The 24,748-nt window shown below is 61.0% G+C and carries 34 protein-coding genes and 1 pseudogene; 2 read left to right on the plus strand and 33 right to left on the minus strand.

Annotated features, from left to right (window positions below; translation table 11 throughout):
- Nucleotides 1–4: 4 nt before the first annotated feature.
- The 7 genes from IEY43_RS12335 to truA form a co-directional block, all read right to left on the minus strand.
- A complete protein-coding gene (locus IEY43_RS12335; protein WP_188948901.1) occupies nt 5–1,078 on the minus strand; it encodes a glycosyltransferase in 1,074 nt (357 codons plus the stop codon).
- Nucleotides 1,075–2,205 (minus strand): glycosyltransferase, encoded by a 1,131-nt coding sequence (locus IEY43_RS12340; protein ID WP_308425063.1) that lies wholly within the window; start codon nt 2,203–2,205, stop codon nt 1,075–1,077. Before IEY43_RS12340 ends, IEY43_RS12335 begins: the two co-directional genes overlap by 4 nt.
- Before the next feature lie 389 nt (nt 2,206–2,594).
- On the minus strand, nt 2,595–3,989 hold the full coding sequence (locus tag IEY43_RS12345; RefSeq protein ID WP_188948903.1) for a UDP-glucose dehydrogenase family protein: 1,395 nt from the start codon (nt 3,987–3,989) through the stop codon (nt 2,595–2,597).
- Between the two features lie 163 nt (nt 3,990–4,152).
- The gene (glmM, locus tag IEY43_RS12350) at nt 4,153–5,502 is read right to left on the minus strand and encodes a phosphoglucosamine mutase (RefSeq protein WP_188948904.1); all 1,350 of its coding nucleotides are present in this window, start codon (nt 5,500–5,502) and stop codon (nt 4,153–4,155) included.
- Between the two features lie 174 nt (nt 5,503–5,676).
- On the minus strand, nt 5,677–6,177 hold the full coding sequence (gene rpsI, locus IEY43_RS12355; RefSeq protein WP_047119652.1) for a 30S ribosomal protein S9: 501 nt from the start codon (nt 6,175–6,177) through the stop codon (nt 5,677–5,679).
- A gap of 38 nt (nt 6,178–6,215) precedes the next feature.
- On the minus strand, nt 6,216–6,659 hold the full coding sequence (rplM, locus tag IEY43_RS12360) for a 50S ribosomal protein L13 (protein ID WP_188948905.1): 444 nt from the start codon (nt 6,657–6,659) through the stop codon (nt 6,216–6,218).
- A 298-nt stretch (nt 6,660–6,957) separates the two neighbouring features.
- The gene (gene truA, locus IEY43_RS12365; RefSeq protein ID WP_188948982.1) at nt 6,958–7,890 is read right to left on the minus strand and encodes a tRNA pseudouridine(38-40) synthase TruA; all 933 of its coding nucleotides are present in this window, start codon (nt 7,888–7,890) and stop codon (nt 6,958–6,960) included.
- A gap of 266 nt (nt 7,891–8,156) precedes the next feature.
- Between truA and IEY43_RS12370 the strand changes: the two genes are divergently transcribed.
- Nucleotides 8,157–8,591, plus strand: a complete 435-nt coding sequence (locus IEY43_RS12370; protein WP_188948906.1) for a hypothetical protein — start codon at nt 8,157–8,159, stop codon at nt 8,589–8,591.
- Nucleotides 8,592–8,784: 193 nt separating this feature from the next.
- On the opposite strand, the pseudogene rplQ reads toward IEY43_RS12370, so the two are convergent.
- From rplQ to IEY43_RS12470, 20 genes and pseudogenes are all read right to left on the minus strand, one after another.
- A pseudogene (rplQ, locus tag IEY43_RS12375) lies at nt 8,785–9,231 on the minus strand (50S ribosomal protein L17); the annotation flags it as partial.
- A gap of 83 nt (nt 9,232–9,314) precedes the next feature.
- Nucleotides 9,315–10,316: a DNA-directed RNA polymerase subunit alpha gene (locus tag IEY43_RS12380; RefSeq protein WP_188948907.1), complete on the minus strand. Its 1,002-nt coding sequence runs from the start codon at nt 10,314–10,316 to the stop codon at nt 9,315–9,317.
- 168 nt (nt 10,317–10,484) lie between these two features.
- Nucleotides 10,485–10,886 (minus strand): 30S ribosomal protein S11, encoded by a 402-nt coding sequence (rpsK, locus tag IEY43_RS12385; RefSeq protein WP_038992179.1) that lies wholly within the window; start codon nt 10,884–10,886, stop codon nt 10,485–10,487.
- Between the two features lie 43 nt (nt 10,887–10,929).
- On the minus strand, nt 10,930–11,304 hold the full coding sequence (gene rpsM / locus IEY43_RS12390) for a 30S ribosomal protein S13 (protein WP_047119657.1): 375 nt from the start codon (nt 11,302–11,304) through the stop codon (nt 10,930–10,932).
- 148 nt (nt 11,305–11,452) lie between these two features.
- Nucleotides 11,453–11,566, minus strand: a complete 114-nt coding sequence (gene rpmJ, locus IEY43_RS12395; protein ID WP_071894985.1) for a 50S ribosomal protein L36 — start codon at nt 11,564–11,566, stop codon at nt 11,453–11,455.
- 125 nt (nt 11,567–11,691) lie between these two features.
- The gene (infA, locus tag IEY43_RS12400; protein ID WP_188948908.1) at nt 11,692–11,913 is read right to left on the minus strand and encodes a translation initiation factor IF-1; all 222 of its coding nucleotides are present in this window, start codon (nt 11,911–11,913) and stop codon (nt 11,692–11,694) included.
- Between the two features lie 224 nt (nt 11,914–12,137).
- Complete coding sequence (map, locus tag IEY43_RS12405; protein WP_188948909.1) at nt 12,138–12,971, minus strand: type I methionyl aminopeptidase; 834 nt, start codon at nt 12,969–12,971, stop codon at nt 12,138–12,140.
- Between the two features lie 147 nt (nt 12,972–13,118).
- Nucleotides 13,119–13,691: an adenylate kinase gene (locus IEY43_RS12410; protein WP_188948910.1), complete on the minus strand. Its 573-nt coding sequence runs from the start codon at nt 13,689–13,691 to the stop codon at nt 13,119–13,121.
- Nucleotides 13,688–14,992 carry a preprotein translocase subunit SecY gene (gene secY, locus IEY43_RS12415; protein ID WP_188948911.1) on the minus strand — a complete coding sequence of 435 codons (1,305 nt, stop codon included), beginning with the start codon at nt 14,990–14,992 and terminating at the stop codon, nt 13,688–13,690. The genes IEY43_RS12410 and secY overlap by 4 nt, the downstream gene beginning before the upstream one ends.
- A 252-nt stretch (nt 14,993–15,244) precedes the next feature.
- Nucleotides 15,245–15,700 carry a 50S ribosomal protein L15 gene (rplO, locus tag IEY43_RS12420; RefSeq protein WP_047119662.1) on the minus strand — a complete coding sequence of 152 codons (456 nt, stop codon included), beginning with the start codon at nt 15,698–15,700 and terminating at the stop codon, nt 15,245–15,247.
- A 2-nt stretch (nt 15,701–15,702) separates the two neighbouring features.
- Complete coding sequence (gene rpmD, locus IEY43_RS12425) at nt 15,703–15,909, minus strand: 50S ribosomal protein L30 (protein WP_047119663.1); 207 nt, start codon at nt 15,907–15,909, stop codon at nt 15,703–15,705.
- A gap of 4 nt (nt 15,910–15,913) precedes the next feature.
- Nucleotides 15,914–16,591: a 30S ribosomal protein S5 gene (gene rpsE, locus IEY43_RS12430; protein ID WP_188948912.1), complete on the minus strand. Its 678-nt coding sequence runs from the start codon at nt 16,589–16,591 to the stop codon at nt 15,914–15,916.
- Nucleotides 16,592–16,620: 29 nt separating this feature from the next.
- The gene (gene rplR / locus IEY43_RS12435) at nt 16,621–16,992 is read right to left on the minus strand and encodes a 50S ribosomal protein L18 (RefSeq protein WP_188948913.1); all 372 of its coding nucleotides are present in this window, start codon (nt 16,990–16,992) and stop codon (nt 16,621–16,623) included.
- Nucleotides 16,993–16,994: 2 nt separating this feature from the next.
- The gene (gene rplF, locus IEY43_RS12440; protein WP_188948914.1) at nt 16,995–17,531 is read right to left on the minus strand and encodes a 50S ribosomal protein L6; all 537 of its coding nucleotides are present in this window, start codon (nt 17,529–17,531) and stop codon (nt 16,995–16,997) included.
- A gap of 21 nt (nt 17,532–17,552) precedes the next feature.
- The gene (gene rpsH, locus IEY43_RS12445; RefSeq protein ID WP_047119667.1) at nt 17,553–17,951 is read right to left on the minus strand and encodes a 30S ribosomal protein S8; all 399 of its coding nucleotides are present in this window, start codon (nt 17,949–17,951) and stop codon (nt 17,553–17,555) included.
- 57 nt (nt 17,952–18,008) lie between these two features.
- On the minus strand, nt 18,009–18,578 hold the full coding sequence (rplE, locus tag IEY43_RS12450; protein WP_188948915.1) for a 50S ribosomal protein L5: 570 nt from the start codon (nt 18,576–18,578) through the stop codon (nt 18,009–18,011).
- Nucleotides 18,578–18,922 (minus strand): 50S ribosomal protein L24, encoded by a 345-nt coding sequence (gene rplX, locus IEY43_RS12455; protein ID WP_047119669.1) that lies wholly within the window; start codon nt 18,920–18,922, stop codon nt 18,578–18,580. Before rplX ends, rplE begins: the two co-directional genes overlap by 1 nt.
- 2 nt (nt 18,923–18,924) lie before the next feature.
- Nucleotides 18,925–19,296 (minus strand): 50S ribosomal protein L14, encoded by a 372-nt coding sequence (gene rplN, locus IEY43_RS12460; RefSeq protein ID WP_013349674.1) that lies wholly within the window; start codon nt 19,294–19,296, stop codon nt 18,925–18,927.
- Nucleotides 19,297–19,624: 328 nt separating this feature from the next.
- Nucleotides 19,625–20,581, minus strand: a complete 957-nt coding sequence (locus IEY43_RS12465) for an endonuclease/exonuclease/phosphatase family protein (RefSeq protein WP_188948916.1) — start codon at nt 20,579–20,581, stop codon at nt 19,625–19,627.
- 52 nt (nt 20,582–20,633) lie between these two features.
- Complete coding sequence (locus IEY43_RS12470; protein WP_188948917.1) at nt 20,634–21,137, minus strand: VOC family protein; 504 nt, start codon at nt 21,135–21,137, stop codon at nt 20,634–20,636.
- Nucleotides 21,138–21,205: 68 nt separating this feature from the next.
- Here IEY43_RS12470 and IEY43_RS12475 point away from each other — a divergent pair, with 68 nt between their 5' ends.
- Nucleotides 21,206–22,024, plus strand: a complete 819-nt coding sequence (locus tag IEY43_RS12475) for a helix-turn-helix transcriptional regulator (RefSeq protein WP_188948918.1) — start codon at nt 21,206–21,208, stop codon at nt 22,022–22,024.
- Between the two features lie 44 nt (nt 22,025–22,068).
- Here the strand turns inward: IEY43_RS12475 and IEY43_RS12480 are convergent, their stop codons facing one another.
- The 6 genes from IEY43_RS12480 to rplV form a co-directional block, all read right to left on the minus strand.
- Nucleotides 22,069–22,470 carry a RidA family protein gene (locus IEY43_RS12480; protein ID WP_188948919.1) on the minus strand — a complete coding sequence of 134 codons (402 nt, stop codon included), beginning with the start codon at nt 22,468–22,470 and terminating at the stop codon, nt 22,069–22,071.
- Between the two features lie 140 nt (nt 22,471–22,610).
- A complete protein-coding gene (rpsQ, locus tag IEY43_RS12485) occupies nt 22,611–22,898 on the minus strand; it encodes a 30S ribosomal protein S17 (RefSeq protein WP_047119673.1) in 288 nt (95 codons plus the stop codon).
- Entirely contained in the window at nt 22,898–23,161 is a 264-nt protein-coding gene (rpmC, locus tag IEY43_RS12490) for a 50S ribosomal protein L29 (RefSeq protein ID WP_229777386.1), read from the minus strand. Before rpmC ends, rpsQ begins: the two co-directional genes overlap by 1 nt.
- A gap of 2 nt (nt 23,162–23,163) precedes the next feature.
- The gene (rplP, locus tag IEY43_RS12495; protein ID WP_188948920.1) at nt 23,164–23,580 is read right to left on the minus strand and encodes a 50S ribosomal protein L16; all 417 of its coding nucleotides are present in this window, start codon (nt 23,578–23,580) and stop codon (nt 23,164–23,166) included.
- Nucleotides 23,581–24,366: a 30S ribosomal protein S3 gene (gene rpsC, locus IEY43_RS12500; RefSeq protein ID WP_047119676.1), complete on the minus strand. Its 786-nt coding sequence runs from the start codon at nt 24,364–24,366 to the stop codon at nt 23,581–23,583.
- Entirely contained in the window at nt 24,367–24,732 is a 366-nt protein-coding gene (rplV, locus tag IEY43_RS12505) for a 50S ribosomal protein L22 (RefSeq protein WP_047119677.1), read from the minus strand.
- Between the last annotated feature and the right edge of the window lie 16 nt (nt 24,733–24,748).

Raw genomic sequence — 24,748 nt, forward strand, 5'->3', positions numbered from 1 at the left:
CGGGTCATGAGTCGCACAGGCTGGAGAACATGCGCTGCAACCCTGCGGTGAACTCGTCCTGGGTGACAAGCAGGGTCCGTGCCAAGGATGAACCGTCCGTGTCTGCGACGTGCGTGAGTTTCTTCTCCCAGTCCACCGGTTCGTCCCAGGACTCCAGCATGGCGCATCCCCCGGCTTCATGCAGCATGCGGGCAAAGACTGCCTGCTCCGCGTGGGGCCGTTCTTCGGGGATCAGCATGGTGGGCCGCTTGCTCGCGGCCGCCGCAGCGACGGCATTGTGGCCCGAGGAGGAAATGACCACGTCTGCGGCATCCAGCCATTGCTCCGGCTGCTCGACCGTGCCGTGCAGCCGCAGGTTCTCCGGTAATTTGTCAGTCGCCCCGTGGACGGACCCGATGACTTCCCAACTCCAGCTCGGGCTGCGGAGCGCGGCCTGTACGAGCCTGGAGGAGTCCACCGAAGCGGCCAGAGAGGTCTGGACGACTACACGCCGTGTGTCCCCGCAGTCCCGGACGGGAATTTGATCCGAGGACTGGGTTGCGGCACGTTGGGAAGGATGCGGTGCAGGGGTACCCAGGTAGAAGCTCTTCTGTGCGTAGGAGTCACGATGCAAGGGTTCTTCGAGGTGCTGCGGATAGTACGCAAACAGGGCATCTGCGAGATCGTAGGCCATGCGATGCGGGCGGTCCGTGCGCACCCCGGGCATCCTGCGTAGCGCCACGCGATACCCGCTCAGCCGGGCGAAGAGCGCCACTTCGACCGAGACGTCCACCATCACCAGATCGGGTTCAAAGGCTTCCCATCCCGCGTTCAGCGTCGTGAACCGTTCCACGATGGGTTTTCCGGTCGGGGCATAGTGCAAATGGCCGCTGGTTGGGGCGAAGCGCAGCTGGCTCGATCCCTCGTCCGCTGCCAGTGGCACGTACTGCACGTTGTCCTCGAAGAGCCTTTGGGATGAAGCTCCGGTGCTGGCCACCTGCAGCTCCACGAGTCCGGTGGCGGCCAGCCGCTGGGCATGGCGCAAATGCCCGGATCCCATATGGTGCGCATAATAGGAAATTCTCAGCTTGCGTTTCATTGCACCTGTCCCAAGCTCTGAGCCGCGTGGATATCGTAGAGAGCGTCTTCGTAGGAACGGATCATCTGGTCTAGGGAGAAGGTGGCTGCACGTTGCAACACCGCGGTGCGCCGCAGGCCCGAGGCCTGGCGGACAGCCTCCGCGAGCCCGGTCGCGTCGGCCGTACAGGCCACGATTCCCCCGGACAAGCCGACCAGCTCGGCCATCGCACCGTTCGGAGTTGCCGCTACCGGAGTTCCACAGGCCATCGCCTCCAATGTTGTCAGGCCGAAAGGTTCCTCCCACAGAGGCGAAGAGATGAAGACCTGCGCGGAGGAGATGACCTCCCTCAGTTGGTCCTGGGCGAGGTGTCCCATATAGCGGATCTGGTCGTCCAAGGACGGCCGGATGAGCGATTCGTAGTACTCGGGGTCCTGGATGGGTCCGGCAAGTCGCAGCCGCATGCCATTGGCCCGGGCCGCGGCAATGGCCAGATGGGTGCCTTTCTCGGGGGTGATGCGTCCGCTCCATGCTGCGGTGCCCGGGACTCTGCGGTCCTTCCTGTCTGGCTCCCATCGGCGCAGGTCAACGCCGTTCGGGATGATCGCCAGATCAGGGATCCATGCTCTCCATGCGCGTGCGTTACTGTGCGATACGGTGACATAGCGATGACCGTGGGGGCGCCCCGAGCGAGTAGCCAACACCGCGGTGATGCGCGGCAAGGGAGGAGTATGGAGCACATGCAACGTGGGGATTCCATCAAGCTGCTCATGGGGAATGGGGCTGAGGGAATTGTCGATCACCACGTCGAAAGCTCCAGTGCGGACAGCTGAAATCGCCAAGGACATGGCTCCGTCGAGCCGTCGGTGCTGTTCGTCGCGATGGCTCTCGTCCGGATAGCCCTGCACTTGGTAATCCGCGGGCAGCACCGCCCGCACGTGGCCCTGGCCGTCTTGGCCGAAGCGTGTACTGCCGGCCTTGGCGAATAACGTCACTTCGTGGCCACGAGCGCACAGTTCGGCAACCAAGTGGGAAGTGTGTGCTTCCATCCCTCCGGCGAAGGGAGACTTGATCGGATGGTGCAGGTGGGCAAGTACCGCTATGCGCAAAGGATCTGCCGAGGGCCGCGATTCGAGATGTTCGTGCATTGAGGCCTTCCAAGGGGCTAGCGAGGAGTGACTGTTATCAACCGCACCGTAACCCGTTAGACTCGAACCGCACTGGCAGTCGAATGATTTTCACAGCTAGCACCGAGATTCCTGCTGTGTGCGCGAAGGCATGCCGGGACGGTTTCCGGGAAACTCCGCACCCTCGGTTTCGTCGATGACATGGCGGCAGTATGCAGATGCGAGGCATGGATAAAGGCGCCGTCGGGCATTCTACGGCCGTTGCACACACAATAGGACTTTGTAGCAGGCACAGCAGAAAATTTTCCGACCACCGGTGCTTGGAGATGTGCCACCATCGACAAAACCGCGTGATCACCCGGACATGAATATGGCCGCCCCCCTGTTAGGGACGGCCCAATTCAGCAGAACTATGCTTGGTTCGAGACCTGAAGAGGCAGTTGTGCCGTGCCCGGGGCAGTGTTCACGACTTCGAAGTACTCCCCCGGCCCGGTAATAGTCCAGCCGGCTTCGCGCCACGTAGGACGGTCCAGCACATTGCGCCCGTCAATCAGCACACGGCTTGAAACCACGCTGCCGAGCTCCACGGGATCCAGGTCCCGGAATTCCTGCCATTCGGTCAGCAGCAGGACGATATCGGTGTCCTGAGCCGCCTCCTGCCAGGAGTCCACGTAGTGCAGGCGAGGGAAGCGTCCCGCGGCGTTCTTGTTGCCCTGGGGGTCGTAGACCGAGACGTCGGCCCCGGCGTTGTACAGGCGCACGGCGATGTCCAGGGCTGGCGAGTCTCGCACGTCATCGCTGTCCGGCTTGAAGGTCACGCCCAGTACGCAGATGTGCTTTCCTGCCAGTTCGTTGCCCAGCATGCCGGAGGCCAGCGAAACGACGCGGTCGCGGCGGCGCAGGTTGATCTGGTCCACTTCGGCAAGGAAGCCCATGGTGTGGCTCAGTCCGAGCTCCGAGACGCGTGCCTGCAGCGCGCGGATGTCCTTGGGCAGGCAGCCGCCGCCGAAGCCCACCCCGGCGTTCAGGAAGCGGCGTCCAATGCGGCTATCGTGGCCGATGGCATCGGCCAGGGTCTTGATATCGCCGCCAACGGTTTCGGTGACCTCCGCAAAGGCGTTGATGAAGGAGATCTTGGTGGCGAGGAAGGCGTTGGCCGCGACCTTGACCAGTTCCGCCGTCTCAAGGTCGGTCACGATTTCCGGCGTGCCATGTTCCAAGATCGGGGCGTAGACCTCGCGGATCTTGCGCAGGCCGAAGCTTTCCGGATCCGTGTCGCTCAGTCCGTAGACCAGGCGGTCGGGGGTCAGCGTGTCTTTGACGGCGAAGCCCTCGCGGAGGAACTCCGGGTTCCAGGCCAGCGTGACCTCGCTGCCGGGCAGCGCCTTGGCGGCGATGCGCTCGGTCAGACGCCGGGCGGTGCCCACCGGTACGGTCGATTTGCCGACGATCAGCGCCTGCCCGGTGATGTGCTCCAGCAAACTGTCGACGGAGCCATCCACGTAGCTCATGTCCGCCGATTGGGAATCGGCGCGCTGCGGCGTGCCCACGGTGATGAAGTGGATGTCCGCGTTGGCCGCGGCATCGGCGTAGGAATCGGTGAAGCGCAGCCGTCCGCTGGCCACGTGCTTGCGCAACAGCTCCGGCAAGCCCGGTTCATGGAAGGGCAGGATCCCTGATGCCAAGGCCTTGAGCTTGGAGGCATCGACATCGAGGCCGATGACTTCATATCCCAGTTCCGCCATGCAGGCTGCGTGGGTAGCTCCCAGATAACCGGTACCGATAACGCTGATGCGTAGAGTCACGACATTCCCTTTTCGTCCGTGCCCTCGCCGCACGGCGGGACCTGACTTCGAATTCTCTCTTCAGCATGCCACATCCCCGCAGTGCGAACCCTTGGGGAACACGCTACGGGGATGTGAGAATTTACTGAAGATCTACTTGCTAGTCCACTAGATCAACGTGGCATTAACCCAGCGCCAGATGCTCCAATACGGATGCGGCCAAGGCCTCAGCTTCGGCCTGCGCCTGCTGCTGGGTGGCGGCCTCGACCATCACGCGGACTACCGGCTCGGTACCGGAAGGGCGCAGCAGCACGCGTCCGGTGGAGCCCAGACGCGCTTCGGCGGCTTCGATATCCAGCTGCAGCGGTTCGCAGTCAGGCACGGCGGCCTTGTCCACTCCACGCACGTTGATCAGGACCTGCGGAAGCACGGTCAGCACCGAGGCAAGTTCCTTCAGGGATTTGCCGGTGGCCTTGACCCGGGCTGCGATGTTCAGGCCGGTGAGCACGCCGTCGCCGGTGGTGGCGTACTTGCTGAAGATGACGTGGCCGGACTGTTCACCGCCCAGCGAGTAGTCGCCTTCCTGCATGCCTTCCAGCACGTAGCGGTCGCCCACGCCAGTCTGCTTCACGGTGATGCCGGCAGCCTCCATGGCCAGTTTCAGGCCGAGGTTGCTCATCACGGTGGCGACCAGGGTGTTGTCTTTCAGCTCGCCGCGTTCCTTCATGTCGATGGCCATGATGGCCATGATCTGGTCGCCGTCGACGATGGTGCCTTCGTGGTCCACTGCCAGGCAGCGGTCGGCGTCGCCGTCGTGGGCGATGCCCAGGTCTGCCTTGTTTTCCAGCACGGCGGCCTGCAGCTTCTCCAGGTGGGTGGAGCCATAGCCGTCGTTGATGTTGATACCGTCCGGCTCCGCGCCGATCACGATGACCTGTGCGCCGGCGGCCTTGAAGACCTCCGGCGAGCAACCCGAAGCCGCGCCGTGGGCGCAGTCCAGCACGACCTTCAGGCCGTCCAGACGGTTGGGCAGCGACTGCAGCAGGTGCACGATGTAGCGGTCCTCGGCATCGGCGAAGCGCGAGACGCGTCCGACTTCCCCGCCGACGGGACGCGGCTTGGGCATCTTCAGGCATGCCTCGATAGCGTCTTCCAGCGAGTCGTCGAGCTTCTTGCCGCCGCGGGCCAGGAACTTGATGCCGTTGTCCGGTGCGGCGTTGTGGGATGCTGAGATCATCACGCCGAAGTCCGCGTCGAGGTCGCCGACCAGGAAGGCCGCGGCCGGGGTGGGAAGCGTGCCTGCGTCCTTGACGTCGACGCCGGAGGCGGCCAGACCCGCTTCGATTGCGGCAGAGAGGAAGTCGCCGCTGATACGCGGATCCTTCGCTACCACAGCGACTGGTTTGTGCCCGTCCTCAGGCTGGCTCAAACCCAATACCACCGAAGCTGCCTGCGCGAGTTCCATCGCCAGCTCGGGGGTTAACAATTCGTTTGCTTTTCCTCGGACCCCATCGGTCCCAAATAACCTTGCCATCGTAATCAATCATAAGCCCTGCGCTTCGATTTACCGGACTTGCACGGTGCCCGGGGCGCTACCAATTTACGAAGATTGCCAAGAATTCCGCGCCGTTCAACCGGCGGTTAACGGCCAACGGCCCCACAAACCCCGAAGGGTTGTGGAGCCGTTGGATAAACCTCGAAGTAAGGTTTAGCGCTTCGAGAACTGCGAAGCCTTGCGGGCCTTCTTGAGACCAGCCTTCTTGCGCTCGATGACGCGTGCGTCGCGGGTCAGGTAACCGGCCTTCTTCAGGGTTGGGCGGTTAGCGTCGCGGTCGATCTCGTTCAGTGCACGGGCGATGCCCAGGCGCAGTGCGCCAGCCTGACCGGAGATGCCGCCGCCGTGGATGCGGGCGATAACGTCGTATGCGCCTTCCAGACCCAGAACCTTGAAAGGCTCGTTAACATCCTGCTGGTGCAGCTTGTTCGGGAAGAAGTCGTCCAGTTCGCGACCGTTGACGGTCCACTTGCCGGAGCCTGGGATCAGGCGAACGCGGGCGATAGCCTGCTTGCGACGGCCAACTGCTCCACCTGGAACGGTCAGCGGAGCACGCTCGGTCTCGGCCACAACGGTCGAGGCAGCGGTCTCGGTGGTGTAAGACGAAGGGGTCTCGCCTTCGAATTCAGTGGTTTCTTCAGCGTTCTGAGCCACGATAATCTCCTATTAAGTGTTTGTTGTCGGGGCCAGGACTACTGAGCGACCTGGGTGATTTCCAGTGCCTTTGGAGCCTGAGCAGCGTGTGGGTGCTCGGCGCCGCGGTAAACCTTCAGCTTGGACATCTGAACAGCAGACAGCTTGTTCTTAGGGATCATGCCACGCACGGCCTTCTCAACAGCCAGCACTGGGTTCTTTTCCAGCAGGTCGGCGTAGTTCATGCTCTTCAGGCCGCCCGGGAAGCCCGAGTGACGGTAAGCGCGCTTGTTCTGCAGCTTCTTGCCGGTCAGAGCAACCTTTTCGGCGTTGATGATGATGACGTGGTCGCCCATGTCCATATGTGGAGCATAGGTTGGCTTATGCTTGCCGCGCAGCAGGGTTGCGGTCTGAACGGCGAGGCGGCCGAGCACTACGTCGGTGGCGTCGATGACGAACCACTGACGAGTCTGATCAGCCGGCTTTGGGGTGTACGTACGCACAGTAATTGCCTTACGTTGATTCGTTTCTGGTCAAACAGTCGCTTGGCCGGAAGCGGTGAGATCCCCCGGTGACGAGCACTGTCGTGTTGTTCTTGTGTTTGGACCAGTACGTCAGGTGAGGACTGATATAGACCGGCCGTCCAGGATTGTTCGCGCGCCCAGCAGACCAGCGACTATGCAACTAAGCCGTCACGCTTGGGCGTGTAGTGTCGAACGTGGACATACACAACTCATAAAAGTTTAGCTGATTAAAGCCTTTCCGGCCAAAAATGCTCGGTGCTGGTGAGTAAGAACACCCTTAATCGGCGCAGTTTTCGCTGCTTTGGACCGCAGCGGCTCCGCGCGGGTCCACGTCATGCTCTTCGCGCTTGGCGCGGGTCTGCAACGCACGTGCAGCCAGCTGGTCGGCGTCCGGGTAGTAGACCTCTTCGAGCACCAGCGCCCGGGGATGGGCCAGCTTGGTTTTGGAATCTCGGACCATCTCCTCGAGGCGGCTCGCCAGGAACCCAGGCTGCTCGCGTCCGTCACCCACCATCATGGCCGCGCCGATCAGCGCCCGGACCATATTGTGGCAGAACGCGTCCGCTTTCAGATGGGCGAGGATCAGTCCGTCCTCCGTGCGGGTGAAGCTGAACTCCTGCAGAGTGCGGATAGTTGTCGCATCGGGACGAGGTTTGCAGTAGGTCAAGAAGTCATGGCGGCCGAGCACTGTCCGCGCTTCGCGGTTCATCGCGTCGACGTCCAGCGGCTCGCGGTGCCAGGTTGTCAGGTGGCGGGTCAACGGATCCCAGCGATGGATGCCATCGGCGATCCGGTACGAGTAGCGGCGGGCCAACGCGGAGAACCGGGCGTCGAAGCCGTCCGGGGCCACTTCTGCCTCATGCACCCATACGGCTCCATCCTGCCGCCCCAGGATGCCGTTGATACGGCGAACCAAGGCAGGGCCGGGCTCCAGGGAAGATCGACGCGGGAGTCCGTCGAACTCCTCCTGGGTCAAGTCCAAGTGGACCACCTGACGGCGGGCATGCACTCCTGCGTCGGTGCGGCCGGCGACCACCACGCGAACACGCCGGCGGATCAGCATTTCCAGTGCTTCTTCGACAAGCTGCTGGACGCCGGTGACATTGGGTTGACGGGCCCACCCGTTGTAGGCTGCACCGTCATATCCGAGAACCATGCGCATCCGGATCCATGCCGGGGTCCGGGCCTCCCCCAAGGCTGTGGTTCCCATCGGATCAAATAATTCAGACTGCGCACTCATGAATACCATTATGCGCAATGCCTTTTCATCTCACCGAATCCGGTGGCGCGGTTCACCCGCCTGCTGCCACCCTCCTCCGGCAGCCCTGTCATTTCCGCTTCAAGCCCTGGACACGTTGGATCGGCCGTGCGTAGAAATAATACAAGTGCAGGATTTATCCAAGGTAAACTAATCGGACGCCGAGAGGTCCCCTGGTGGCCGTACTCGCTCTCCCCATCACCAAGCTAAGGAAACCCATGCTGAAAAAGATTTCTGCCAGCGCCGCAGTACTGGCTATTGCCGGCACTGTGCTGACCGGTTGCAGCGGCAAGCTCTCCACCGAAGAAACCTGCAACTACATCAACGACCAGGCGCAAGAACAGAACCTCAAGCAGAAGATGACCGATGCGGGTTCCGCCATCGCTACGGGCGATGCGTCCAAGTTCAGGGATGCCACCGCTGAGCTCGCTTCCGTGATGAAGGATGCTGCGGGAAAGACGTCTGATGAGAAACTCGCCGACGCCCTGACTCGCTCCGCGGATCTGTCGAACAAGATGGCGGAGGCTATGGGCGATGACAGCCTTGACCTGGTGGCAATGGCCGCCAAGATGCAGGAATTCCAGACGCCGGAGTTCACCGAAGCCTCGACGTACCTGACGACGGCCTGCCCGAGCATGCCGGCACTGGATTAGGCTGGCCGCCCTGCGGGCGAACAATCCCGCGGGCCCATTGCGGACGGGCGGATGAATCGCTAGTGGTTCATCCTCCCGTTTCGCATCAGCCAGTGCACGGCAGGGCTTATACAAAGATCCCCGGAATATCTGAACGATATTCCGGGGATCTTTTGACGCTTCACGCGCCGAAGATGCTAAGCGCTAGGGCTTAGGCCTCTTCGGTAGCTTCAGCAGCCTTCTCGGCAGCCTTGGTGGCTTCCTTGACGACGGCCTGCTTAGGCGAAACTGGCTCCATCACGAGCTCGATGACAGCCATAGGAGCGTTGTCGCCCTTGCGGTTGCCGATCTTGGTGATGCGGGTGTAGCCACCGTTGCGGTCAGCCATGGCTGGTGCGATGTTCTCGAACAGTTCGTGAACGATCGACTTGTTGGTGCGCGAACGCGAAGCGATCACGGACTGGACGCGACGACGCGAAGCCAGGTCACCGCGCTTTGCGAAGGTGATCAGGCGCTCTGCGTGTGGACGCAGACGCTTGGCGCGGGTCAGGGTGGTGGTGATCTTCTTGTTCTCGAAGAGCTGTGCCGACATGTTAGCGAAGATCAGTCGCTCATGTGCTGCACTGCCGCCGAGACGCGGACCCTTGGTAGGGGTAGGCATAGTGGTTCTCCTAGATGAATAACCCGTTCCGAACGGTCATACCGTGCGGACGGATGAAGTAGTGTGTCGCGAGACTCAGGTCTTTACAGACCCTCGTCGTAGTCGTCGCCATCGTCGATGGCGCTACGAGCGGCCAGATCGAAGCCTGGAGGGGAATCCTTCAGGGCCAGACCCAGTTCAACAAGCTTGGCCTTGACTTCGTCAATGGACTTCGCGCCGAAGTTGCGGATGTCCATGAGGTCGGCCTCGGAGCGAGTGACAAGTTCACCCACAGAGTGGATGCCCTCACGCTTCAAGCAGTTGTACGAACGAACGGTGAGTTCCAGATCCTCAATCGGCAACGCCATGTCGGCAGCCAGGGCTGCGTCGGTTGGCGATGGGCCGATTTCGATACCCTCTGCTGCAGTGTTCAGTTCGCGGAACAAACCGAACAGTTCAACGAGGGTGGTACCTGCGGATGCAACTGCATCGCGCGGGGTGATCGATTCCTTGGTCTCCACGTCAACGATCAAACGATCGAAGTCGGTGCGCTGCTCAACACGGGTGGCCTCCACGCGGAAGGTCACCTTCAGCACTGGGGAGTAGATCGAATCCACAGGGATGCGACCGATCTCGCCATCAGCGCTCTTGTTCTGAGCGGCAGACACATAACCGCGGCCGCGCTCAATGGTCAGTTCCATATCGAACTTGCCATTGGCGTTCAGGGTCGCGATGTGCAGATCAGGGTTGTGGAACTCCACACCGGCTGGCGGGGTGATGTCCGCTGCGGTGACGACGCCTGGGCCCTGCTTGCGCAGGTAGGCGACGACTGGCTCGTCGTGCTCGGAAGACACGGACAGGTTCTTGATGTTCAGAACCAGTTCGGTGACGTCTTCCTTGACACCGGCTACGGTGGTGAACTCGTGCAGCACGCCGTCGATACGAATGCTGGTGACGGATGCACCAGGAATCGAGGACAGCAGGGTGCGGCGGAGCGAGTTACCTAGGGTGTAACCAAAGCCTGGCTCCAACGGTTCGATAACGAAACGGGAGCGGTTTTCGGCAACTACTTCTTCGGTCAGGGTTGGGCGCTGCGTAATGAGCACTTACATTTCCTTTCAGCGAGCGTCCGCTATATGACGCCTCACGGGGGTGGAAACGACGGTAGCCTTCAGGTGGCCGTTCGTCTTTTGCAGGCTGATAAGTCCAAGATAGTCACCGGAGCACTCAGAAGAATGCTTCGGTGACTTCTCAAGCTTGGCCTAGCGAGTCAATTAGACGCGGCGACGCTTCGATGGGCGGCAACCGTTGTGTGCGCTTGGGGAAACATCCTGGATGGATCCAACCTCAAGGCCAGCAGCCTGCAGCGAACGGATCGCGGTTTCGCGTCCCGAGCCCGGGCCCTTGACGAAAACGTCAACCTTGCGCATGCCATGCTCCTGTGCACGCTTTGCAGCGGACTCAGCAGCCATCTGGGCAGCGTATGGGGTCGACTTACGCGAGCCCTTCATGCCAACCTCGCCGGCCGAAGCCCACGAGATCACAGCGCCAGTCGGATCGGTGATCGAAACGATGGTGTTGTTGAAGGTGCTCTTGATATGCGCCTGACCCTGCGCGATATTCTTTTTGTCCTTGCGACGCGGCTTACGTACCGCTCCACGAGTCTTTGGGGGCATTTTTTCTCCTACGAAAAAGGTTTATGAACTAGACCGCTAAGATTTAGCGAGTCTTCTTCTTACCGGCTACGGTGCGCTTCGGGCCCTTACGGGTACGAGCGTTGGTCTTGGTGCGCTGACCGCGGACCGGCAGGCCCTTACGGTGACGAAGACCTTCGTAGGATCCGATTTCAACCTTGCGGCGGATGTCGGCCTGAACCTCGCGGCGCAGGTCACCTTCCACCTTGTAGGTGCCTTCGATGAAGTCACGAAGCTGAACGAGCTCAGCGTCGGTGAGATCCTTCACGCGGGTATCCGGGGAGATCCCGGTTGCTGCGATGGTCTCTTCTGCACGGGTCTTGCCCACGCCGTAGATGTAAGTCAGCGCGATGATTACGCGCTTTTCGCGTGGGATGTCCACGCCTGCTAAACGAGCCAAGTGGCTACCTTTCAACCAACGGAGGTCTGGAGCAGCACCTTCCGCGATTTACTCGCGGCCCCGGCCTCCGAACCCGGGGGTGAACGGCAACCTGGGTTGCCGCGGTACTGCCTAAATGACTACGCGTGGGATATCCCGAAAAACGGAATTAGCCCTGACGCTGCTTGTGGCGTGGATTCTCGCAGATCACCATGACGCGACCATTGCGGCGAATCACCTTGCACTTGTCGCAGATCGGCTTCACGCTAGGGTTAACCTTCAAGGGTTTACTCCTCTTGCGGTTGCAGTTAAATGTGGAGCAGTAAAAAGCTTATCCAAGAACAATCCTCTAGCGGGCGCTTTGCGATGAATCGCACAACGTCCGCCGGGAAAGTCAAAGAGTGCTGTTTACTTGTAGCGGTAAACGATACGGCCTCGGTTGAGGTCGTATGGGCTCATTTCAACCTGCACTCGGTCCTCTGGGAGGATTCGAATGTAGTGCTGACGCATCTTACCCGAGATAGTGGCGAGCACCACGTGTCCATTCGGCAGCTCCACGCGGAACATCGCGTTCGGCAGCGCTTCGGCCACAGTGCCCTCTACCTGGATGACACCTTCCTTCTTGCCCATTTTCCCCGCTAACTTTGGTTGCTTTGGTTTCCCTCAGCAAGTAATTGGTTCAAGTCCGACACCGGCGCATCCCAAACCTAGGGTTTTGGGCGCACTTAAATGACGAACCAACAGACAACACTACGCCATCACCACGGCCTTCGCCAATTCGGGCCGTGTTTTAAACTGTTAGATCCAGCACTCCGCGTGAACGCGGGGTGCTGGATCCACACTCGAAAGATCCCCTACGGGAGGATCGGCGAGGGGGCCACGCCGAACGGAGCCAGGCCGGCCTCTCCCCCGTCATGCGCCGAGAGCACCCAGATGCCGCCCATGGTGAAGGCGACGGTGTGCTCCCACTGGGAGGCGTTGGACTTGTCGTTGGTGACCACTGTCCAGTCGTCCTCCAGCACCGAGGTCTCGATGCCGCCGCGGACCAGCATCGGCTCGATGGCCAGGGCCATGCCCGGCTTAATCCGAGGGCCGCGGTGGCCGGAGTTGTAGTTCAGCACGTCCGGGGCCATGTGCATCTCGGAACCGATGCCGTGGCCGCAGTAGTCCTCCAGGATGCCCAGCTCGTCGCCCGGCTGGCTGGTGACGTAGTCGTCGATGGCGGTGCCGATCTGGCCGATGAAGCGGGCCTTGGCCGCGGCGGCGATGCCGGCCCACATGGCCTGCTCGGTGATGTCGCTCAGTCGCTGGTCGGCTGGGTCAATGTTCTTGCCCACGAGCACGGTGCGCGCAGAGTCCGAGTGCCAGCCGTCCACGATGGCGCCGCCGTCGATCTTCAGCACGTCGCCGTCCTTCAGCTCGTAGTCCGACGGGAAGCCGTGCACAACCTCGTGGTTGACCGAGGCGCAGATGTTCGCCGGGAACCCGTGGTAGCCGAGGAAGTTGCTGGTCGCTCCGTGGCGCTCAAGCACCTTTGCGAAGACCTTGTCGACGGCTGCGGTGGTGACGCCCGGGCGTGCCATGGCGACGGCCTCATCCAGCGCCTCTGCCAGCACCAGGCCGGCTTCGCGCATCTTCAGGATTTCCGAGTTGGATTTGTACTCAATTCGCGGCTGTCCAAGTGCCAAGGTAACTCCCTTAGGTGTTCACGGGTTGCTCGCCGCCGGCGGGCGCCGGCTCGGGTGCGAGTCTTCAGTCTAAAAATCGCACAGGGACCGTGCCGCCAGCCCGAAGGCTTGCCGTGCACGGTCCCTGCGCGTGAAAACGCTTGTGTCTTAGGCGTTGACGTTCAATGCGGCCATGACGCGGTCGGTGACCTCGTCGATGGCGCCGATGCCGTCGACCTTGCGCACAATGCCGCGCTCTTCGTAGCGGTCGACCACGATCTTGGTCTCTGCGTTGTACAGGCCCAGGCGGTGGCGGATGACGTCTTCGGTGTCGTCTGCGCGGCCTTCGATCTCTGCACGCTTCAGCAGGCGTGCCACCAGCTCGTCGTCGTCGGCGGTCAGCTGCAGCACTGCGTCCAGGGCGATGCCCTTGGCCTCCAGCATTGCGTCCAGCGCGTCGACCTGTGCGCTGGTGCGCGGGTAGCCGTCCAGCAGGAAGCCGGTAGCCACGTCGTCCTGGTTCAGGCGGTCTTCGACCATGTTGTTGGTGACCGAATCAGGTACAAAGTCGCCATTGTCGATGTACTTGCTGGCTTCGATACCCAGCGGGGTGCCGCCCTTGACGTTCGCGCGGAAGATGTCGCCGGTGGAGATCGCGGGGATCTCCAGGCGCTCGGAGATCTTCACGGCCTGGGTTCCTTTGCCGGCACCCGGCGGTCCAATGATAAGCAGTCGACTCATCGCAGTAGCCCTTCGTAGTTTCGTTGCTGCATTTGAGCATTGATTTGTTTGACGGTCTCAAGACCAACACCAACCATGATTATGATGGAGGTACCGCCGAATGGGAAACTCTGGTCTGCGTTGATCAGCACAAAAGCAATCAATGGAATCAACGCGACGAATGCCAAGTACAGCGAGCCTGGGAACGTGATGCGTGAGATCACGTACTGCAGGTACTCGGCAGTCGGACGGCCTGCCCGGATGCCCGGGATGAAGCCGCCGTACTTCTTCATGTTGTCAGCCACCTCAACCGGGTTGAAGGTGATGGCCACGTAGAAGTAGGTGAAGCCGATGGTCAGCAAGGTGTACACCAGCATGTACCACGGCGAGGAAGTCGAGGAATGCGTCTGCAGCCACATCGCCCATTCCGGCAGCGTGCCGTCCGGGTTCTGGTTGAACTGCACGATCATCTGCGGCAGCGCCAGGATCGAGCTGGCGAAGATCACCGGGATCACGTTGGCCATGTTCAGCTTCAACGGGATGTAGGTGGAGGTGCCGCCCACGGTGCGTCGACCGATGGTCCGCTTGGCGTACTGCACCGGCACACGGCGCTGGGACTGCTCCACGAACACGACCAGGCCGATGATGACGAGGCCGATGGCGATGACGCCGATGAAGGTCACCCAGCCCTGGGTCTGCAGTATCGAGGTCATCGAGGCCGGGAAGCCCGAGGCGATCGAGATGAAGATCAGGATCGACATGCCGTTGCCGATGCCGCGCTCGGTGATCAGCTCGCCCATCCACATGATCAGGCCGGTGCCTGCGGTGAGGGTGATGACCATCAGCAGGATAACAATCAGGCTGTCGTCCGGAACCAGCGGAAGGCTGCAGCTCGGGAACAGGTTGCCCGTACGGGCCAGGGTCACCAGGGTGGTGCCTTGCAGCAGTGCCAAGGCGATGGTGAGGTAACGCGTGTACTGGGTCAGCTTGCCTTGGCCGGCTTGGCCTTCCTTGTGCAGGGTCTCGAAGTGCGGGATGACCACACGAAGCAGCTGCACGATGATGGCGGCCGTGATGTACGGCATGATGCCCATCGCGAAGATGGAGACCTGCAACAGGGCGCCGCCACTGAACAGATTCACAAATGAATAAAGTCCACCGGTGGTGTCACCCATTGCCAGACACTGCTGAACGTTGCTGTAATCAATGCCCGGGGTCGGGATGAATACGCCGATACGGTAGATCGCGATGATCCCCAGCGTGAACAGCAACTTGTTGCGCAGATCAGGCGTCCGAAAAACTCGGGCTATGGCGCTGAACAAGCGTCCTCCTGAAGTATGTTCCTGAGTCGTTAAGCCAGATACGACTACGACCTAATGATTCTAGCGTTCCGAGGTAGCTCCGCGCCAAATACAAGACACGGAAAATGCCCGGAATTTCTCATTTGTAATAAGAACTGCCATATCAGCGAAGTAATTTCCGACGGTCAGCCGAAAAACTTTGAGAAATGGAAAGCCCCCGTTCACTTTGAAAACTCAACGTGAACGGGGGCTTCGCCTTGGCTTGACCCTGGATTAGAGGGTGTTTGCCGAGCCGCCGGCAGCAGCGATCTTCTCAGCTGCGGAAGTCGAGAAGGCATCAACCTTCACGTCGACCTTGACCGAGATCTCGCCGGTGCCCAGCACCTTGACGGGCTGGTTCTTGCGAACAGCGCCCTTGGCAACGAGTGCCTCGACGGTGACTTCGCCACCCTCTGGGAACAGCTCCGAGATCTTGTCCAGGTTCACGACCTGGAACTCGACGCGGAACGGGTTCTTGAAGCCGCGCAGCTTTGGCAGACGCATGTGCAGCGGAAGCTGTCCACCTGCGAAGCCTGCCTTCACCTGGTAACGAGCCTTGGTACCCTTGGTACCGCGACCGGCGGTCTTACCCTTCGATGCCTCACCACGACCAACACGGGTCTTGGCGGTCTTGGCACCTTCAGCTGGACGCAGGTGGTGTACCTTAAGTGCGTTTTCCTTCTGAGCCATCTTTACTTCGCCTCCTCAACCTTCAGCAGGTGTGGGACCTTGTTGACCATGCCGACAGTCACAGGGTCAGCGGAGCGGACAACGGTGTGTCCGATGCGCTTCAGGCCCAGCGAGCGAACAACGTCGCGCTGTACCTGGTTACCACCGATGATGGACTTGATCTGGGTGATTTCCAGCTGGGCATCGCTTGGAACAATGTTCTTAGCCATTGAATTAAGCACCTGCCTTCTGGGTCTGGATGTGACGCAGCATTGCTGCCGGTGCAACCTCGTCCAGCGGAAGACCGCGGCGAGCTGCAACAGCCTGAGGCTCTTCCAGAGCCTTCAGTGCGGCAATGGTGCCCTGAACGATGTTGATCTGGTTCTGCGAACCCATCGACTTCGACAGGATGTCATGGATGCCTGCGCACTCCAGCACGGCGCGCACTGGACCACCGGCGATAACGCCGGTACCCGGAGCGGCTGGACGGAGCAAGACAACGCCAGCGGCGGCCTCGCCCTTGACCAGGTGCGGGATGGTGGTGCCAACGCGTGGAACGCGGAAGAAGGACTTCTTGGCCTCTTCAACGCCCTTGGCGATAGCAGCAGGAACTTCCTTGGCCTTGCCGTAGCCGACGCCGACCATGCCGTTGCCGTCACCGACGACTACCAGAGCGGTGAAGCTGAAGCGACGACCACCCTTGACGACCTTGGAGACGCGGTTGATAGCTACAACGCGCTCAAGGAACTTGTCCTTGTCTTCGTTGCGGTTATCCTTCTGATCGCGACCGCGGCCACGACCTTCACCACGACCGCGGCCTTCGCCACGACCGCGACCCTCGCCACGGCGGGATCCGGTGTTCTCGGTAGCGGGAGCAGCTGCAGTCTCGACTGCCTCAGTAGCTTCAGACACCTGAGTTTCCTTCTTGTTGGTTGCTTCGCTCACAGTGCCAGCCCACCTTCACGTGCGCCGTCAGCAACAGCAGCCACGCGACCGTGGTACTTGTTGCCGCCGCGGTCGAATACAACAGCCTCAATGCCGGCTGCCTTGGCACGCTCTGCAACGAGCTCGCCAACGCGCTTGGACTTTGCGGTCTTGTCTGCATCGCTTGCGCGAAGATCTGCTTCCATGGTCGAAGCGCTGGCCAGGGTCAGACCCTTCGAGTCGTCCACGATCTGAACGAACATGTGACGAGCCGAGCGGTTGATGACCAGGCGTGGACGGGCCTCGGTACCGGTGATGCGCTTGCGCACACGCAGGTGACGACGACCGCGCTGAGCGGACTTGCTCTTGCCCTTGATTCCGATAGCCATGATTACTTACCAGCCTTTCCAGCCTTGCGCAGGATACGCTCGCCGGCGTATCGGATGCCCTTGCCCTTGTAAGGCTCGGTCTTGCGCAGCTTGCGGATGTTAGCAGCAACCTCACCGACGTGCTGCTTGTCGATGCCAGCAACGGTGATCTTGTTGTTGCCCTCAACGGTCAGGGTGATGCCCTCAGGGGCGTCAACGCTAACCGGGTGGGAGTAACCCAGAGCAAGCTCAAGGGAGTTGCCCTTGGCCTGAACGCGGTAGCCGGTACCGTGGATTTCGAGCTTCTTCTCGTAGCCCTCGGTGACACCGATGATCAGGTTGTTGATCAGGGTACGGGTCAGACCGTGCAGCGAACGGGCCTCGCGGCCGTCGTTCGGACGGGAGACGGTAACGGTGTTCTCGTCCTTGGCAACGGTGATCGGAGCCGAAACGGTCAGCGAAAGCTCACCCTTCGGGCCCTTGACGGTGACCAGCTGGCCATCGACATTCAGTTCAACGTTGGCAGGAACGGTGATCGGAAGACGTCCAATACGTGACATAGTGTTTTCCTTCCCTTCCCGTTACCAGACGTAGGCGAGGACTTCCCCACCCACGCCCTTCTTTGCAGCCTGACGGTCGGTAAGCAGACCGGAGGAGGTGGACAGGATTGCGATGCCAAGACCACCGAGCACGTGAGGCAGGTTGGTGGACTTTGCGTATACACGCAGGCCTGGCTTGGAGATACGACGTACGCCGGCGATCGAACGCTCGCGCGATGGGCCGTACTTCAAAGTGATGGTCAGCTTCTTGCCGACTTCGGCAGCCTCTTCCTCGAAGGAGGCAATGTAGCCCTGTTCCTTCAAGATGTTGGCAATGCGCAGCTTGAGCTTGCTCGACGGCATCGACACAGTGTCGTGGTAAGCCGAGTTGGCGTTGCGCAGTCGAGTCAGCATATCTGCGACTGGATCTGTCATAGACATGTGGGCTTCAGCCCTTCCTCGTTACGGTTTCCTTTGCGGACCTGTAACGTAGTGAGATTAGTTGTTGGTCTTGAACGGGAAGCCCAGAGCCTTGAGCAAGGCGCGGCCTTCATCGTCAGTCTTGGCGGTGGTCACCACAGTGATGTCCATACCGCGCACGCGATCGATCTTGTCCTGATCGATTTCATGGAACATCGACTGTTCGGTCAGACCGAAAGTGTAGTTGCCATTGCCATCGAACTGGCGGTCGCTCAGGCCGCGGAAGTCGCGGATACGAGGCAGTGCCAGGGTGATCAGGCGATCAACGAATTCCCACATGCGATCGTTACGCAAGGTGGTGTGGGTACCGATCGGCATGCCTTCGCGCAGCTTGAACTGGGCGATCGACTTGCGGGCACGGGTAACCACTGGCTTCTGACCGGTGATAGCGGTCAGATCGCGTACGGCGCCTTCAATGAGCTTCGAATCCTTGGCTGCTTCGCCGACACCCATGTTCACGACAACCTTGGTCAGGTTAGGAACCTGCATCGGGTTGGCGTAGTTGAACTGCTCCTGCAGGGCAGGGCGGATGTCAGCTGCGTACTTAGCGCGCAGACGTGGCTGGATCTTGGTGGCTGCTTCAGTCATTACAGATCCTTTCCGGAAGCCTTGGCGTAACGTACGCGTACAGTCTTGGACACGCCGTTCTTTTCTACGGTTTCCTCGCGGAAACCAACGCGGGTTGGCTTCTTGGTTTCTGGATCAACCACAGCAACGTTCGAAACGTGTACTGGAGCTTCAACAACCTCGATGCCGCCAGTCTGGGTGCCGCGCTCGGTCTGGCCAGCCTTGGTGTGCTTGGTGACGCGGTTAACGCCCTCAACCAGCACGCGGTTGGTCTCAGTGATGACCTTCAGGACCTTGCCCTGCTTGCCACGTTCCTTACCGGCGATGACCTGAACCAGGTCACCCTTCTTGATCTTTGCGCCCATGCTTACAGCACCTCCGGAGCCAGGGAAACGATCTTCATGAACTTCTTGTCGCGAAGCTCACGACCCACTGGGCCGAAGATACGAGTTCCACGAGGATCGGCAGCGTCACCCTTGAGGATGACTGCAGCGTTCTCGTCGAACTTGATGTAGGAACCGTCGGCGCGACGGATTTCCTTCTTGGTGCGAACGACGACAGCCTTGACGACGTCGCCCTTCTTTACGTTGCCGCCAGGGATTGCATCCTTGACGGTTGCGACGATGGTGTCGCCGATGCTTGCGTAGCGACGCTTCGAGCCGCCCAGAACACGAATGGTAAGGATTTCCTTAGCACCGGTGTTATCGGCAACCTTGAGTCGCGACTCCTGCTGAATCACTTCTTACTCCTGTCGTCTCGCTGGTTCTCATAAATGAGCCTTGCGGAACGGATATGGTCTCCACGATACGATCGCTTACCCCCACCGACGCGGGCGCACCGAATGCTGATCCCAATTGGCGGCAGGGCCGAGGCGTAAAATATCGAGGCTGTGTGTGCCGCGGAATTGATTTCCGGCCGCACTGCACCAGGCCGAAGGTGGATAGTCCCCGAACATGATGCGCACAGATTCTTAAGTTTAGCCTAGAGTGGCGCGAAACCGAAATGGTGTGGTAGGGCCGAAAGACGCGTTGTTGGTCACATCGGACAGGAAGAAGATCCGCGGAAAATCAAGGATTGATCATCAGCTCGGACACCACACCCAGATGATCCGAACCCTTGATGGCACTGGTTTCGAACCTCTGGGCGGCGGCATCCTTGACCAGAATATGATCAATCTCAATGACTGCCGGCACCTTCCCCAGTGCTGGCCATGACGTGTTGGGCCACAGGCCCGACGACTCGGTGAAACCGGTGGTCGCTCGGCGGTACTGCGGGTGGGCGCGGACCGCGTTGAAGTCCCCGGCAAGGATCACCGGTGTTCCATGCTCTTGTTGCGACCACTGTGCGAGGGCTTCCAGGCCCTGGTTCCACCGCGTGGCGTCATGCAGCGGCGGGAAGATGTGGATGCCTGCCACGGTGATCGGTCCCTGCGGCAGCTGGAGCTCAGCGACGGGAAGCGAATGCCATCCTGTTGCGGCGCTGGCAAGCTCCTCGCTGCGTTCCGTGAGCGGATAACGGGAGAAGATCACGGTATCCCGTTCTCCGCCGGCCGGTGCCTGCGCGCTCCGGAATTTCAATGCAGCTATGGCACCTCGCCGAGCCAGGGCGGCATGCAGCGGCTCGCTGGTTTCCACCAGCACCAGCACGTCGGGGTCGGCCTGCCGGATCGCCTCGGCCAGGGCATCAGGGTCCGCGCCGGCCTTGAGCGCGTTGAAGGACATGACTGTCAGCGTTGCACCGCCCGCGTCGGTGGACGCCGGAGGCACCTGCGGGTTGATGCTGGCCGCGGAGCCGGCAAGCAGGCAGGTGAACAGCACGGCGGCTACCGCCCAGCGGCGTTGAAAAAGGGCGATGAGGCCGAGGGCCAGCGGCAACACCAGCAACCACAGCCCGAAGGCCTGCAGTTTGGGGATCCAACCGCCACCAAGCCAAGGGAGCCAGACGAGAACCGCGACGAGTATGCTTGCCGTCAGCACCAGCGACCACGCCCAGCGATGTTTGGTTGTCGTCCGAGTGCGCTCCATGCCTCGAGACTACGCGGTGAGCGTGCATGCACCCGCTAGCGTTGGCGTGTCCCTATTGTTCTGCGGCCCATTGGGCTACTCGCTGTGCGCTTTCTTCTTCGGACAGGTCCTCCACGCGGCTGAGGATCGACCAGCGGATGCCGAAGGGATCGATGATGGACGCGAAACGGTCCCCCGAGACGAAATTCGTTGCCGGTTCGCGGATAGTTGCCCCGGCCTGGACCGCCTTGGCGAGGACCTCATCGACGTCCTGGCAGTACAGCCCCATCGAATAGCAGGCGTTCGGCGCGGCGGCCGGCGGAACGAGGCCGTACTCCGGGCTCGGTTCACCGATCTGCAGGTGCCCTTGCCCGAAATCGATCTCGGCATGCGCGAGAACCCCGCCCATGACGGTGGTATCGATAATCCGCGCCCCGAACACGTCGCGGTAGAACTCCAGCGCGCCGGCGGCATTGGCGATCGCCAGGAACGGGGTCAGGCTGCTCACGCCATCAGGCACCCCGTCGGTGGTGTGCTTGCCAGTGACGCCCCGGGTTGATTCATTCTCTGTTTTCATACCACCACGGTATTCCCCTGTGGCACCCTTGGACTTGTAAATACGCGACAACTTCAAGGCGGTGGCCGGTGGCGGATGAACGTGATCGCCGGGGTGTCTTGTACCCGGCGCGGCTCCCCCAGTTCGAACGCATTCTCCCGCCGCCCGAGTTGAAGGACCTGGTCGGCTGGTTCTGGCTGGTGCACTGGGATATCGCCGCAGGCCGGACCTCGCGGCAGCAGCTGCTCCCCTTCCCGCTGATGAATCTGGTGGTGCAGCGGGAAGGCGTGACGCTCTCCGGACCAGCCTCGGCGGCATCGCACCGGGATCTGGCCGGCAAGGGCTGGGCCGTGGCCGCCTTGCTTCGGCCCGCTGCGGCAACCGCCCTGGCGCTGTCCCCCGCGACGCTGATCGATCGCGAAGTCGGCTTCGAGACCCCGGAACTGTTGCAGGACATCAACCGCATCCTGGGAAAGCGCAACGGTCCTGCGGCTAATCCGGAGAGCGCTCGGGCGCTCGGTGCGTGGTTCACGCGCTCGTGCCCCGCCCCTGATGCAAACGGGCTGCGCGCGAATGAATTTATCGACTACGTCGCGGCCACCCGCAGCGCCGTCAGCGTCGAGCAGGTTGCCGAAGCCTTGGGATTCAGCGTCCGGAGCCTGCAGCGGCTTTCGCTTCGCTATGTGGGCTTGCCGCCTTTAGCGGTGATCCGCAGATACCGCCTGCAGGAAGCAGCCCAGCGGGTACGGGAGAACCCGTCGGCTTCCATCGCCCAGATCGCCGCCGAGCTGCGGTATACGGATCAAGCGCACCTGGCCGCGGATTTCCGGAAAATCCTTGGATTCAGTCCCAGCACCTACCGTGCGCACAGCCAGTCCGCAGGCCCGCAGTCCGAGTACGAATCATGAGCGGCATGGTGCGCTGGACTCGGCGCACAATTGTTGAGCGGGGATCAGGGCTGGATGGCGGCGATGGCGCTGATCTCAATCATCGCGCCGGGCATTCCCAGTCCAGCAACCATGCTGGCCACCACCAGAGGCGGATCATCCCGTACAAGCCGTGGAGCGATGGCTCCGTAGGCGGCGTTGACGTCGCAGCCCTGGAGCATCATCACCGTCCACTGGACCACGTCGACCAACTGCGCCCCGGCGGCAGTCAACGCGGTGACGGCATTGTCCATCGCCTGCGCGGCCTGCGCTGCGATGTCCCCTGCGCCTACCAGCTGTCCCTGCGCGTCTACCGCGTTTTGTCCGCCGAGGTAGATCGTGGCCATCCCGGGTGGAACGACCGCGGCGTGGCTGAAGGCCGGTGAGCGGATGAGCCCCTCGGGACGGAGGTACTGTATCTGTGCCATGAGGCATGGTTGCATAGAATCGCGGTCTCGGCCATGATGTCCAGGTTCTTCCGGGTACGCAAAAACGCCCCGAACTCTTCTTTCGAAGTGTTCGGGGCGTTTTGTGCAATTCACGTTATCCGTGAAATCACCAAGAAAGCTTACTTAGCCTTCTCGACGATCTCGACCAGACGCCAGTGCTTGTCAGCAGACAGCGGGCGGGTCTCAGCGATAACAACCAAGTCGCCGATGCCGGCTTCGTTGTTCTCGTCGTGAGCCTTCACGTTCTTGTTGCGACGCATGACCTTGCCGTAGAGGGCGTGCTTCACACGGTCCTCAACGTCAACGACGATGGTCTTCTGCATCTTGTCGGAAACCACGTAACCACGGAGGGTCTTGCGGTCGTTGCGCTCGGTTGCGTCAGCCACACCGTTCTCCTTCTCGCTCATTACTTGGAGTCCTTCTTGGTTTCTTCAACCGGGACGACGACATCCTGACGAATACCCAGCTCGCGTTCGCGCAGCACCGTGTAGATGCGGGCGATGTCGCGCTTGATGGACTTCAGGTTACCGTGGGATTCCAGCTGGCCGGTGGCCGACTGGAAACGCAGGTTGAACAGTTCTGCCTTGGCCTTCTTCAATTCCTCGTTCAGACGAGGAGTATCGAAGCCGTCCAGGGACTCAATGCTAAGGTCCTTAGAACCGATAGACATCCCTATTCACCACCTTCACGACGCACGATGCGTGCCTTCATCGGCAGCTTATGGATCGCGAGACGCAGGGCCTCACGAGCTACCTCTTCACTGACGCCACCGAGTTCAAACATGACTCGTCCTGGCTTGACGTTGGCGACCCACCACTCCGGCGAACCCTTACCGGAACCCATGCGGGTTTCGGCTGGCTTCTTGGTCAGCGGACGGTCTGGGTAGATGTTGATCCACACCTTACCGCCACGCTTGATGTAACGGGTCATGGCGATACGAGCGGCCTCGATCTGACGGTTAGTCACGTAAGCCGGGGTCAACGCCTGAATACCGTAATCACCGAATGCTACGGTGGTGCCGCCCTTTGCAGCACCCGAACGCTTCGGGTGGTGCTGCTTGCGGAACTTTACTCGACGTGGGATAAGCATTTAAGCCTCTCCTCCTTCCGCAGCCGGAGCTGCAGCGCCCTTGTTGCGGTCGTTACGACGACGACGCTCTCCACCACGTGGACGATCGTTGCCGCCGCGGCCGCCGCGAGCTGGAGCAGCAGCAGCCTGCTGTGCAGCCAGTTCCTTGGCGGTGACGTCACCCTTGTAGATCCAGACCTTCACGCCGATACGGCCGAAGGTGGTCTTGGCTTCGAACTTGCCGAAGTCGATGTTCGCGCGCAGGGTGTGCAGCGGCACACGGCCTTCGCGGTAGAACTCCTTGCGGGACATTTCTGCACCGCCCAGACGACCGGAGCACTGCACGCGGATGCCCTTGGCACCTGCACGCATTGCCGACTGCATTGCCTTCTTCATCGCACGGCGGAAAGCCACGCGGGAAGCAAGCTGCTCGGCGATGCCCTGGGCGACCAGCTGGGCCTCCATGTCAGGGTTCTTGACCTCGAGGATGTTCAGCTGAACCTGCTTCTTGGTGAGCTTTTCGAGCTCGCCGCGAATGCGGTCGGCTTCGGCGCCGCGACGACCGATAACGATGCCGGGACGAGCGGTGTGGATATCCACACGCACGCGGTCACGGGTACGTTCGATCTCAACGCGGGCGATGCCGGCGCGGTCCATGCCGTCGGAGAGGAGCGCACGGATCTGTACGTCTTCCTTCACGTAATCCTTGTAACGCTGACCTGGCTTGCTGGAATCAGCGAACCAGTGCGACACGTGGTCAGTGGTGATGCCGAGACGGAAACCGTTCGGGTTTACCTTCTGTCCCATTTAGTTCTCCCCACCCTTCTTAGGGGTTGAAACAACCACAGTCACGTGGCTGGTGCGCTTCTTGATCTGGAATGCGCGACCCTGAGCTCGCGGCTGGAACCGCTTCATGGTCGGGCCTTCGTCAACAAACGCCTCGCTGATAATCAGCTCGTCCTCATTGAATGCTTCACCTGCGCGGTCCGCGGCGGCACGGGCGTTAGCCACTGCCGATGCGACAACCTTGTATACCGGCTCCGAAGCTGCCTGTGGGGCGAACTTCAGAATGGCCAGTGCTTCGTTGGTCTGCAGACCACGAACAAGGTTGACGACGCGCCGGGCCTTCATAGGCGTTACGCGGATGTGACGCGCAATTGCCTTGGCTTCCATTGCTATCCTTCTCTCG

It is taken from the genome of Glutamicibacter protophormiae, assembly GCF_014647495.1.
Classification (GTDB): Bacteria; Actinomycetota; Actinomycetes; order Actinomycetales; family Micrococcaceae; genus Glutamicibacter; species Glutamicibacter protophormiae.

Bases quoted from the DNA above. Each gene is read 5' to 3' on its own strand.
- IEY43_RS12335 (WP_188948901.1), bottom strand. From the start codon at position 1,078: ATGAAACGCAAGCTGAGAATTTCCTATTATGCGCACCATATGGGATCC.
- rpmC (WP_229777386.1), bottom strand. From the start codon at position 23,161: ATGTCTATCGGTTCTAAGGACCTTAGCATTGAGTCCCTGGACGGCTTC.
- IEY43_RS12470 (WP_188948917.1), bottom strand. From the start codon at position 21,137: ATGAAAACAGAGAATGAATCAACCCGGGGCGTCACTGGCAAGCACACC.
- rpsC (WP_047119676.1), bottom strand. From the start codon at position 24,366: ATGGGACAGAAGGTAAACCCGAACGGTTTCCGTCTCGGCATCACCACT.
- rplP (WP_188948920.1), bottom strand. From the start codon at position 23,580: ATGCTTATCCCACGTCGAGTAAAGTTCCGCAAGCAGCACCACCCGAAG.
- infA (WP_188948908.1), bottom strand. From the start codon at position 11,913: ATGGGCAAGAAGGAAGGTGTCATCCAGGTAGAGGGCACTGTGGCCGAA.
- truA (WP_188948982.1), bottom strand. From the start codon at position 7,890: ATGGGAACCACAGCCTTGGGGGAGGCCCGGACCCCGGCATGGATCCGG.
- rplR (WP_188948913.1), bottom strand. From the start codon at position 16,992: ATGGCTATCGGAATCAAGGGCAAGAGCAAGTCCGCTCAGCGCGGTCGT.
- rplX (WP_047119669.1), bottom strand. From the start codon at position 18,922: ATGGGCGCAAAGATCAAGAAGGGTGACCTGGTTCAGGTCATCGCCGGT.
- rpmD (WP_047119663.1), bottom strand. From the start codon at position 15,909: ATGGCTAAGAACATTGTTCCAAGCGATGCCCAGCTGGAAATCACCCAG.
- IEY43_RS12340 (WP_308425063.1), bottom strand. From the start codon at position 2,205: ATGCACGAACATCTCGAATCGCGGCCCTCGGCAGATCCTTTGCGCATA.
- rpsQ (WP_047119673.1), bottom strand. From the start codon at position 22,898: ATGAGCGAGAAGGAGAACGGTGTGGCTGACGCAACCGAGCGCAACGAC.
- rpsK (WP_038992179.1), bottom strand. From the start codon at position 10,886: ATGCCCCCAAAGACTCGTGGAGCGGTACGTAAGCCGCGTCGCAAGGAC.
- IEY43_RS12410 (WP_188948910.1), bottom strand. From the start codon at position 13,691: ATGAGTCGACTGCTTATCATTGGACCGCCGGGTGCCGGCAAAGGAACC.
- rplE (WP_188948915.1), bottom strand. From the start codon at position 18,578: ATGACTGAAGCAGCCACCAAGATCCAGCCACGTCTGCGCGCTAAGTAC.
- rpsH (WP_047119667.1), bottom strand. From the start codon at position 17,951: ATGTCTATGACAGATCCAGTCGCAGATATGCTGACTCGACTGCGCAAC.
- IEY43_RS12465 (WP_188948916.1), bottom strand. From the start codon at position 20,581: ATGGAGCGCACTCGGACGACAACCAAACATCGCTGGGCGTGGTCGCTG.
- IEY43_RS12370 (WP_188948906.1), top strand. From the start codon at position 8,157: ATGCTGAAAAAGATTTCTGCCAGCGCCGCAGTACTGGCTATTGCCGGC.
- rplF (WP_188948914.1), bottom strand. From the start codon at position 17,531: ATGTCACGTATTGGACGTCTTCCGATCACCGTTCCTGCCAACGTTGAA.
- rplV (WP_047119677.1), bottom strand. From the start codon at position 24,732: ATGGAAGCCAAGGCAATTGCGCGTCACATCCGCGTAACGCCTATGAAG.
- IEY43_RS12480 (WP_188948919.1), bottom strand. From the start codon at position 22,470: ATGGCACAGATACAGTACCTCCGTCCCGAGGGGCTCATCCGCTCACCG.
- glmM (WP_188948904.1), bottom strand. From the start codon at position 5,502: ATGGCAAGGTTATTTGGGACCGATGGGGTCCGAGGAAAAGCAAACGAA.
- rplO (WP_047119662.1), bottom strand. From the start codon at position 15,700: ATGGCTCAGAAGGAAAACGCACTTAAGGTACACCACCTGCGTCCAGCT.